This is a genomic window from Candidatus Bathyarchaeota archaeon (genome assembly GCA_029882535.1).
Lineage (GTDB): Archaea > Thermoproteota > Bathyarchaeia > Bathyarchaeales > SOJC01 > JAOUKM01.
The window spans coordinates 1-8830 of record JAOUKM010000045.1 but is presented as its reverse complement, the minus strand read 5'-3'; the positions used below and the strand labels follow the sequence as shown (position 1 = coordinate 8830).

Here is an 8830-nt window from a genome sequence, read left to right as displayed (position 1 = left end):
ATCGGGAGCTTGAAGAGTTGGGCGTTGATCCAAAAAAACTGCTGAAAATCAAGCCGCCTTTTCCAAGAATAACCTACAAAGAAGCAATTGAAAGACTGCAAAAGAAAGGCTTCGACATAACGTGGGGTGAGGACTTGGGTTATGATGAAGAGAAGGCGTTGGCTGAAGATTTTGAAGGACCCTTCTTCGTTTATGACTATCCAAAGGAGATAAAGGCGTTTTACTGCAAAACATACCGAGACAAGCCGGAAATAGCCATGTCAGTGGACATGCTTGTTCCAAGAATAGGGGAGTTGACAACCGGCGGCGCTAGAGAAGATGATAAAGACGAGTTGATTAAGAGAATTAAGGAGTCAGGTTTGCTAGTGGAAGATTACGACTGGTATATTGACATGCGGAGATACGGTACTGTGCCCCATGTGGGATTCGGACTTGGTGTGGAACGGCTGCTGATGTGGATGCTTGACTTAGACAACATAATAGATGCTATTCCGTTCCCGCGAACTATACGTAGAAGCTACCCTTAACCCGCCAAGTGCACTCAGAATTTGGCATGTTGATTTCAACTTTCTTTTTAAGCAGCTTTTCTCCATTTTCTACTTGAGTGCTCAAATGTGAAACTCCGAGTTGGCAAAGCGAAGAAACGAGTTGTAGGTAAAAGTAATCCTTGGGTATTGGATCTTCTTGATAATCCAAGCCTCGTCAACGAACTCAACGATAATAAAGATATGTGGGCTACAAAGCAGACCAGTGCGGGTTTATGTGTAGCTTGCAAAGGTTCACGAATGTTATGCGGCAAAACTCGTTGCCCTGTCATGATTCGCGTAAACTCTTTCATGCGCACCATACCGCTAATTAAAAGCTTAGACATTGATGGAGCATCACCGCCCAGCGTCTTTGTGGGCCGAATCGGGTACCCTTATGTTTATGCAGGTCCCATGGTGCCGCCAGTTCACGAAGATACAAGCCTCTACGACCTGCCTGAATTGTGGTTCGGCAAGACGATAGACGAAATAGTTGGCTTCCGCTCCATGCTCATCCGAGGCAAACACCGAGTCCATGTACGCCGCTTTGAAGAAGCAGGCAAAATCATGGACATGACTCGCGAGTTGGCTTTAGCTTCAACAGCCACCGATGTGGAGTTAGCTCTGAAAAAACGACCACACGGCTTTCTGGTTTTGAACGACGATGTTCAACCTTTCGGGCCGTCCGCACCCATCAGAGATTTAAGAGTGGATTCGGTACGTTGGAATCACCATGTTGAGAAAGCCTATTACGACACAGATTTGAAGGCCAAGCCTGCTGTTTTAGAGCTTTATGACGAAAACGTGATGGTGACGAAGATTCAAAGAGCCTTCAGTGTCGGAGCTTTCGGCGTCAAACAGCAGAGATGTTTGGTGCCGACCCGTTGGAGCATTACGGCAGTCGACAGCATGATTTCTAAAGAGTTAATGGATAAGGTTAGGACTTTTCCCTTAATCAACGAGTATCGCCTTTACGAGTCCTCCTACTTGGAGAATCAGTTTGAAGTTTTGATGATGCCTGATGCCTGGAGCTACGAAGCTATGGAGGCTTGGTATCCCGGTACCGTTTGGAATCCAGGCGGCAGAAACATAGTGATGTATGGAGATTGGGAGAGCTACGATGGGCGAACCACCTACGCGGACATTGGAGGCTGTTACTACGCAGCTAGGCTGGCTGTTTGCGAACTTTTAACAAAGGAACGTCGCCAAGCAACTGTTGTTGTGTTACGTGAAGCGAGACCGGGCTATATTATGCCTGTGGGAGTGTGGCAAGTGAGAGAGAACGTGCGGAATGCCGTGCGGCAGCGACCATTGAAGTTTAATACTCTTGAACAAGCGTTGCAGAGGGTCTCAAGTAAATTTCGCATTCCAATACAGCAGTGGATAGACAGGAGCAGATTGATAACTAATGCTAGGATACAGAGAAAGATAACGCAATACGCCTAAACGCTTCCTTGTTTTAGTCTAGCTTTTTGCCACACTTGTAACAGAAAATAGCCCCAGCAACGTTCTTTTCTCCGCAATGGGGGCAGACAAATGGTTCTCTACTCGTTGCTTCTTTTACTTTGTCTCTTGCCGTTTTGAAGGCCTTTTCCATCTCTTTGCCAGCAATTGAGAATGCTTTCTCTATTTCTTCTCCCATCTTAGAAAATGTGTTTCTCAAATCTTCCCACGGAGTTGAGATTCCTGCCTCAACGCCCTTTTTAGTCCTCATACCGCATTTTGGGCAGAAATACGCGTTTTCAGTAAGCTCTTCACCACAGTTGGAACAAAAAACCACAACCATCACCTACATCAAAAGGGTGAAAAGGGGAATTTAAATATATATCCTTATGCGAACATTCTTTTTCAAGTTTCATCAAGACAAAGTGCTGCGCAGTGAACTCTGATTATCTTATAGATGAAGAATACCGAACATATTGGTTTAGGTTAGAAGGGATAAGGAAGGTTATAAGTGAAAGCCTAGCTCTCACTGCAGGAATGAAAATTCTGGATATCGGAACCGGCTGGGGGCTTTTTGCGATTTAAATGGCGAAGCAAATCAAAGAAGGAGAAATAGTCGGAATAGACATTGTTACTGAAGATATAAATAAAGCGAGAAAACTTGTTAAAGGCACTGGAGTTAAGGATATTATTTCAATTCTTAAGATAGACGCTGCGAAGCTTTCTTTTTCAGACAATTGTTTTGATCTTGCCACCAGCTTCCTTGGTATGAGGGATATTCACATGACCAGCGGGAAAATGGGCGTCAAAAAGGCTGTTGAAGAAATGATTAGAATAGTTAAACCAAACGGAAAATTGGTTCTATGTATCACTCCGCTTGAAGAAATGGAAACAGAAGATCAAAGAATGGCTGTGGAGATCGAAGGAAATGTCTTCGGAGCTAGATCACTGCCTAAGAAATTCTACATCGACCTATTTGGAGAAAAAAATGTTGTGTTGCTCGAAACACGAGCATATCGCACTCGCAAAAGGCTCACAGCAAATCAAGCAAAAATCGAGCTTAAAGAAGGAAGTGAAATCGCTAAGAGGATTTATGGCAGAGGAGTTCCAAAATTTAAAGAAGTGTGGGATAAATACGGAAAGAAAATTGAAAACTTTGGGTATGGTATGTATTCGAAGATCATACTGCTTATAGCAAGAAAGCTTAACGCAAACGCACAACTGTAACTATCTCAAAACTCGTTTTTGTGACTGAACATCTTTCAACTCTGGCTTAGGGTTTTTTAGTTTGTATTTTCTTTCCGCATTTTGGGCAGTATTTCACGTTCTTTTTAGCTTTTGTGCCACATCGAGGGCACACGTTCACTGGAGGAGGCTTCGCTTCTTCCTCTATCTTCGTCTTCAACGCTTTTGCATATTGCTGCTTCAAAATAGCGAAGAACGAGGTTGCACCCGAGCAAATTGTAAGAACTGCGAAGCCTGTGATAAAAAGAGCTGTGAATGATACCAGTTGGCCTAGGATAATAAGGGCTATGCCTATGATCAAACCTATAAGTGCCATCTTTCTACGGTGATTTGTCTCCGAGATTTTTTCTTGCAGTTCTTTTCCCTTTTTCTTCGTCAAGATTTACCGTTTCCTATAGCTTAAAGCAACGTTGAAAGGTTTTCAAACGTGAGCACTATGCTTGAATTGTAAGAGACTCTAAATCTCTCGGATAGTATGTAATTATTTCTGCTCCGTCTTTGGTAATTAGGATGGTGTCGGAATGCCTAAAACCACTGAACCCAGGCTCGTAAATACCTGGCTCACAACTAACAACCATTCCCGGCTTCAAGACTGCATGGTTTCCAACGTCTAACCACGGTGGCTCATGTCCTTCTAACCCTAAACCATGCCCGGTATGATGCCGCATTAGCCTTTCTAAACCAGCTTTTTTGAAAACCTTCGCCGTCGCCTTGTCTACACTGCTACATTTTGCGTTGGGTTTTAGGGTTTTAAAGGCTTCTTCTTGCGCCTTCAACATAGCTTCAAAGTATTTCTGCTGTTTCACAGTAGGTTCGCCCAAGATCATAGTACGCTCAAGCTCACAACTATAACCACCAACGTCAGCTCCAGCCCCCGTCACAAGCACGTCGCCATCTCGCATAGACCGCTTTGTAGCTATCGAATGAGGAATGGCAGACATCTCGCCAACTTGTCCACGGAAGCCTGCACTCGCTGGATGCCGTCCCCAACGTTGAGGTTCATAGTCGGGTCCAAGAGCCTTTTTCATGGTCATAGACGCCTCGTGGCTGGCGGCGATGGCCACGTCAAAATCCCATAGACCAGGCTCGGTGTACTCTTGCAAGAGCGAATGTGCTAAGTTCGCCCATTTCGCACTTTCCCGAATAAGCTCGATTTCTTCTTCAGATTTGATTAAACGCATGTTTTGGATTACGCCTTTGGCAAGAACAAACTTGGCTTTCGGCAACTTCTTAGTAATTGGAGGCCCACTGTATCCCCAAATTCCCCCGGCACCTGCCATATTGTCAGTGCCTATTCGCTTATTTGCTAGGCCCATATCTTTCAAGAATTTGGCAAAATAGTCGATGGGATGTTTCTTTCCAGGGTAATCAGGGTAAGTTTTGATGTTTTTTATCAGGCGTGTTTTTAGTGGAATGTGGTCGATTTCCAGCAATGGCCCCATAAAGGTGATTTCGCCGTCTGCGGGAATTATTAGCGCTGCTGGGCGTTCGGTGGCAATATAGGAATATCCTGTTAAGTAGAAGAAGCTGACACCGCTTGTAAGGTAAAGTGCATCTAGTTTTCTTTCGGCAAGCGTTTTTCTAACATGTTCCATTCGTCTTTTGTGCTCGCTTTCACTTATGGCCAACCTTACCATTGTCCTCTCCGCAAACACCTTTTGGTTGAGCACATAAAGACTTTACGACTATTCTGATGGCTCGAAGAAGTCAGCAAGTTTGAGTGTTTGCGATTTATGAAGAATTTCGGCGCACTTTCGCGGGTTTAAGGGTTTGAAGCTTAATCCAAGCGTGACTAGTAGCCGTTGTGTTCCTTTTGCAATGTTTGGCGCTGCAAGTATACCTCTTACCTCACGGTTGACTATGCCTTGCACAGCTTTCACATACATGGACAGCTGCAGTGCAGCGTTGCGTCCTGCGGTTTTTCGTTTAATCTCTACAACGACAAACTTATCCTCTCTATCTATGCCGTAAACATCCACGAAGCCAGGCTCAACTTTCTTCTCATAGCTAATTGGTTTGAAGCCTTCTTCTATGATTGAAGGTTTCAGCAAAATCGCCTTCTGCATGTCTTCTTCGCTTGCATGAAGCGAAAACTCGCCTGTGTCTTTCAGCTTCATCGTCGAGAGCAGGTAGATTTTGTTGAAGTATATGCGTATGGACTCTGCAGGCTTGCGACGCACAGCGGTAATCTGCAAAATACCATCTTTAACGCGAGATTGAAAGATGCATCCAGGCGGCTGCCAGTTTACAGCTTCGTAACCGCTTGGTCGGTGAACTAAGACGGAGCCATCTTCCTTTATTATGACAATACGTTCTCCAGGTTCAAGCTTGCTGCTGGCGCGACCTTTGTAGTCAACCCAGCAATTTCCAATCAAAAGTAGGATTTTACGTTGGGCAAGTGCCTCTCTTATCGAATTCTCTATATCTTCATCCATTCTTGGATTGTCCAAAATAAGGACAGGTTCTCGACTAGACACAGCATTCGCCGACAAACCTTTAGTAAAACCATTTTACATAAAACTTCTGATACATCATGACTGAGTGGAAACAAAAACGCCGACATATGTGCCATTATAATCGCACCGCTCACATCTATGATATCCGCTATACCGAAGAGCAAAACCTCAAGATTAAGATCGCTGTGGAAAGCCTAAAACTTGGGGAACAAGGTTCTATTCTCGATTTGGGCTGCGGAACTGGGCTTCTCCTTCCAAGAATACAAGAAATAGCGAAAAGCGTTGTGGGTTTAGACGTGTCTAAGGAAATGTTAAAAGAGACAGCATCTCGCATAGAACAGTCAGCGAACGTTCACCTAATCTTAGCTGACGCAGACCACACTCCTCTCCGTAACAGCTACTTTGACACAATCTTCGCTATAACACTACTACAAAACATGCCAAATCCAAGTAAGACTCTTCAAGAAGCAAAGCGCATCACAGAACCCAACGGCTCAATAATTGTTACTGGCTTGAAAAAGCATTTTACTGAACATTCTTTCGTAAGATTTTTAAAAAACGCAAAACTGAAGACTAGATTGCTAAAAGCAAACGACAATCTGAAATGTTACATTGCGATATGTAAAAACCGCAAGTAAAGTTTGTACAATAAATGCTTATCGGCATTTTGCATCTTCTCAACTGCAAAGCGCTTCTATTATTTGAGTCTAAATAATATTTAGAGAGAACTAAGCATCATGCACAAACTTTAAACATCAAAAATACAATTAATATCCAGAGGATACAATAGAAAGACTATTCTCAACACCGAATAAATTGATTTAGTGTTTTTCAGTTAGATGTTTTGGAGCAGATTAAGCAACGTCATGGCAAGTTTTTTACCCTTTTTAGTGATGCTGTACTGTTTTTTGAGAGGGTCAATAGGGGTCGCTTTTGCTAATTCTAGTTGAGTTATTTCTATCATGCGAGATCGGTATGTACCGTCACTAAGGGTGAGTTTGTGTTTGTTCATGTAGGTTTTGGCTTTTTTCCATTTTCCTTTATCTAAAGCCAGGAGGAATAGACAATCAATGGCATGGTCTTTTTCAAGCATTCTTTTGATTGATGCAGTTTCGGAGGTTGTAAGAGCTTTTGTTATCTGTTTTTCCAGTTGCTTCTCCTTTTCTTTTTCTCCCATTGTAATTTCGCCTGTTTGAATGGTTTGTTATTTGTTTATGTCTTGGTGCTTAAAAGATTTAACCTATATTACGATATATGTAATAATACTGGGGAAATATAAGTTAATTTTTGATGGTTACTTGCGTTTTCGAAAGATTTTGACATCATCCATAGTCGTGACATATTCACAGCCAACCTCTACCAGTTTGTAAGCTTCGTCTAGGTTCCAATCAACTTTTGAGATAATCTTCGTCCTTGAAGTCTATGAGTTGAGTGTTCAGAAAAAAAGGGGTTATGAAGGCGTCCAGTTCTTTCATTTATTCTTCGATTGGGCAGTATAGGTCTAGAACCAGTCCTTCTTCTGATGCGTTCGGATCGTGAGCCTTCTCTAGACCTTGATGCTTTCCATACATGTATTTGCTTGATTTAACCCATTCCACAAGCTTTTTCCAAGATTCAAGATACCCTTCCTTCTGGAAGAATTCTGACTCCAATTCTTCCTTCAACTTACATGTCGTGACTGCATAGAGTCCTCCTTCGAACTCTTTGATCTTGATGTCTCTTCCAGTCTCTACGTCTGGTTCCACACGGATCCAGAACTCGTAGCCGTACTCCTTTCGATCTGGTGAGGGATTTGGATTGTTGAAACCAAATACAGGATGTTTCTCAAGGTCTTCAAGGAGACCTTTAGGTTCAGCCCACGCGCGCATCTTTTCCCATGCATCATTTTCAGGTGTTGTACTAATCACTTGGGCACTAGCTACGCGCATCGGTTCAAGTCTCACTATTTTTACTTCAAACTCTTTCATTTTTGGTTCCTTCTTCTTGGTATGCACCTTCTGGATGTAGTCTGCATGTCTTGCTGCCTCGAGTTCTCGTCGTCTTATGGAGCTAGCATAGGTTTTAGTTACTGTCTTCACAAATTCTGTGCCATCAATGCTCAACTCATAGCGGCCTTTACCTATATGTTTCAGGATTCCTGCTTTCAAGAGTAGTCTTAGATGGTGTGCCAACGCTGTTTTTCCAAGACCTGTTACCCTCTGAAGTACACTGAACGTGTGCGATCCTTCGAGTAGAGATGCAAGTAACTGCAATCTTTTGCTGTTTGCTAGAGATCCTAAGACAAAGGCTATGTCTTCACCAGATTTACTCAGAGTGTTGCAGGCTCCGTAATCATCTGTGCTACTCATGATTAGACTTGCATCCAGTGCCATCCAATTGATAGGTCTCTATATTAAATGTTTCCATTTTGCTGAATGATAGTACTAATATCACTGAATATCGCACGTGTGATCCAGAACTAATTTATTTTAAGAAAATCACACATGAATAGTCCATTATATGGAGAAGCGTATGGTATGCCTAAGTTGAAGTTAAGGGTGGAATCTGCATTAAACAGGTATTTGACTGACGAATTGACTGATGAAGGGTTCAAAGAAGGTATTCAAGCGCTATTAATTGAATTTGAAGGAAAAAATCTGCTTCATCAAAACATAGAGCAGTTAACTTGGAGAATGGAAAAAGAGAACCCAAGTAGAAAGTACAAGTTTGAGAAGATTTGGATTTTACTTGATCAAATCAGTCCAAGAATTAGAGAGGATTTTGATCGTAGAATGAAAAAAGGTGCAAGTTGAAGAAACATTTGGGGGAAAATACAAGATACAAAAATGGGAGTTTGCGGGAAAAGATATTGGGAGATATCACCCGAGTGGGGGAGGTTCAAATCTATCCCGGCCCATTATATCATTTCTCCAGCTACACTGGAAAAAAATATTTAGTGGCCACTTGCGTTTGCGGAAAAGCATGACTTCGTCGGGTGTGGTGCAGATGTATTCGAATTCAGCTTCAACAGTCCAAGTCTTATCCGAAAAATTCCTTCCTCCTCTGTTCAATTGTCTTTGCCCCAATTTTTTTTCTGGACAAGGACAATTGAGCTACCTTTACGCATGGTTAGTCACCTTTCGCTGCGCAATCCTACTGCGCCGCTGCCATGTTTATTCCTCC

General features: G+C 42.8%; 12 protein-coding genes. 6 read left to right on the top strand and 6 right to left on the bottom strand.

Annotated elements, in window-relative coordinates; translation table 11 throughout:
• Together OEX01_08790 and OEX01_08785 are read left to right on the top strand one after the other, a co-directional pair.
• On the top strand, positions 1–527 hold a 527-nt coding region (locus tag OEX01_08790), incomplete at its 5' end, for an asparagine--tRNA ligase (protein ID MDH5449078.1).
• 87 nt (positions 528–614) lie between these two features.
• Positions 615–1970, top strand: coding sequence for an Nre family DNA repair protein (locus tag OEX01_08785; protein MDH5449077.1), 1356 nt, complete (start codon positions 615–617; stop codon positions 1968–1970).
• 13 nt (positions 1971–1983) lie between these two features.
• Here the strand turns inward: OEX01_08785 and OEX01_08780 are convergent, their stop codons facing one another.
• Positions 1984–2304 carry a zinc-ribbon domain-containing protein gene (locus tag OEX01_08780; GenBank protein ID MDH5449076.1) on the bottom strand — a complete coding sequence of 107 codons (321 nt, stop codon included), beginning with the start codon at positions 2302–2304 and terminating at the stop codon, positions 1984–1986.
• Between the two features lie 98 nt (positions 2305–2402).
• On the opposite strand from OEX01_08780, the gene OEX01_08775 reads away from it, so the two are divergent.
• Complete coding sequence (locus tag OEX01_08775) at positions 2403–2552, top strand: class I SAM-dependent methyltransferase (GenBank protein ID MDH5449075.1); 150 nt, start codon at positions 2403–2405, stop codon at positions 2550–2552.
• The gene (locus OEX01_08770; protein ID MDH5449074.1) at positions 2553–3194 is read left to right on the top strand and encodes a class I SAM-dependent methyltransferase; all 642 of its coding nucleotides are present in this window, start codon (positions 2553–2555) and stop codon (positions 3192–3194) included. It begins immediately after the preceding gene.
• Between the two features lie 46 nt (positions 3195–3240).
• Here the strand turns inward: OEX01_08770 and OEX01_08765 are convergent, their stop codons facing one another.
• The 3 genes from OEX01_08765 to nucS are packed head-to-tail and all read right to left on the bottom strand — an operon-like array spanning position 3241 to position 5689.
• Complete coding sequence (locus tag OEX01_08765; GenBank protein MDH5449073.1) at positions 3241–3591, bottom strand: zinc-ribbon domain-containing protein; 351 nt, start codon at positions 3589–3591, stop codon at positions 3241–3243.
• 55 nt (positions 3592–3646) lie between these two features.
• Complete coding sequence (locus OEX01_08760; GenBank protein ID MDH5449072.1) at positions 3647–4849, bottom strand: Xaa-Pro peptidase family protein; 1203 nt, start codon at positions 4847–4849, stop codon at positions 3647–3649.
• A 48-nt stretch (positions 4850–4897) separates the two neighbouring features.
• Positions 4898–5689: an endonuclease NucS gene (gene nucS / locus OEX01_08755; protein MDH5449071.1), complete on the bottom strand. Its 792-nt coding sequence runs from the start codon at positions 5687–5689 to the stop codon at positions 4898–4900.
• A 56-nt stretch (positions 5690–5745) separates the two neighbouring features.
• On the opposite strand from nucS, the gene OEX01_08750 reads away from it, so the two are divergent.
• A complete protein-coding gene (locus OEX01_08750; protein ID MDH5449070.1) occupies positions 5746–6306 on the top strand; it encodes a class I SAM-dependent methyltransferase in 561 nt (186 codons plus the stop codon).
• A 197-nt stretch (positions 6307–6503) separates the two neighbouring features.
• Here the strand turns inward: OEX01_08750 and OEX01_08745 are convergent, their stop codons facing one another.
• Positions 6504–6845, bottom strand: a complete 342-nt coding sequence (locus OEX01_08745; protein ID MDH5449069.1) for a hypothetical protein — start codon at positions 6843–6845, stop codon at positions 6504–6506.
• Between the two features lie 298 nt (positions 6846–7143).
• The gene (locus OEX01_08740) at positions 7144–8040 is read right to left on the bottom strand and encodes a GyrI-like domain-containing protein (protein MDH5449068.1); all 897 of its coding nucleotides are present in this window, start codon (positions 8038–8040) and stop codon (positions 7144–7146) included.
• Positions 8041–8184: 144 nt separating this feature from the next.
• Here OEX01_08740 and OEX01_08735 point away from each other — a divergent pair, with 144 nt between their 5' ends.
• Positions 8185–8460 carry a hypothetical protein gene (locus OEX01_08735; protein ID MDH5449067.1) on the top strand — a complete coding sequence of 92 codons (276 nt, stop codon included), beginning with the start codon at positions 8185–8187 and terminating at the stop codon, positions 8458–8460.
• Positions 8461–8830: the final 370 nt, after the last annotated feature.

What these genes read in the sequence shown, in the direction of transcription:
- OEX01_08740 (MDH5449068.1), bottom strand. Translation starts at nt 8,040, where the DNA reads ATGGCACTGGATGCAAGTCTAATCATGAGTAGCACAGATGATTACGGA.
- OEX01_08735 (MDH5449067.1), top strand. Translation starts at nt 8,185, where the DNA reads ATGCCTAAGTTGAAGTTAAGGGTGGAATCTGCATTAAACAGGTATTTG.
- OEX01_08750 (MDH5449070.1), top strand. Translation starts at nt 5,746, where the DNA reads ATGACTGAGTGGAAACAAAAACGCCGACATATGTGCCATTATAATCGC.
- OEX01_08760 (MDH5449072.1), bottom strand. Translation starts at nt 4,849, where the DNA reads ATGGTAAGGTTGGCCATAAGTGAAAGCGAGCACAAAAGACGAATGGAA.
- OEX01_08770 (MDH5449074.1), top strand. Translation starts at nt 2,553, where the DNA reads ATGGCGAAGCAAATCAAAGAAGGAGAAATAGTCGGAATAGACATTGTT.
- OEX01_08745 (MDH5449069.1), bottom strand. Translation starts at nt 6,845, where the DNA reads ATGGGAGAAAAAGAAAAGGAGAAGCAACTGGAAAAACAGATAACAAAA.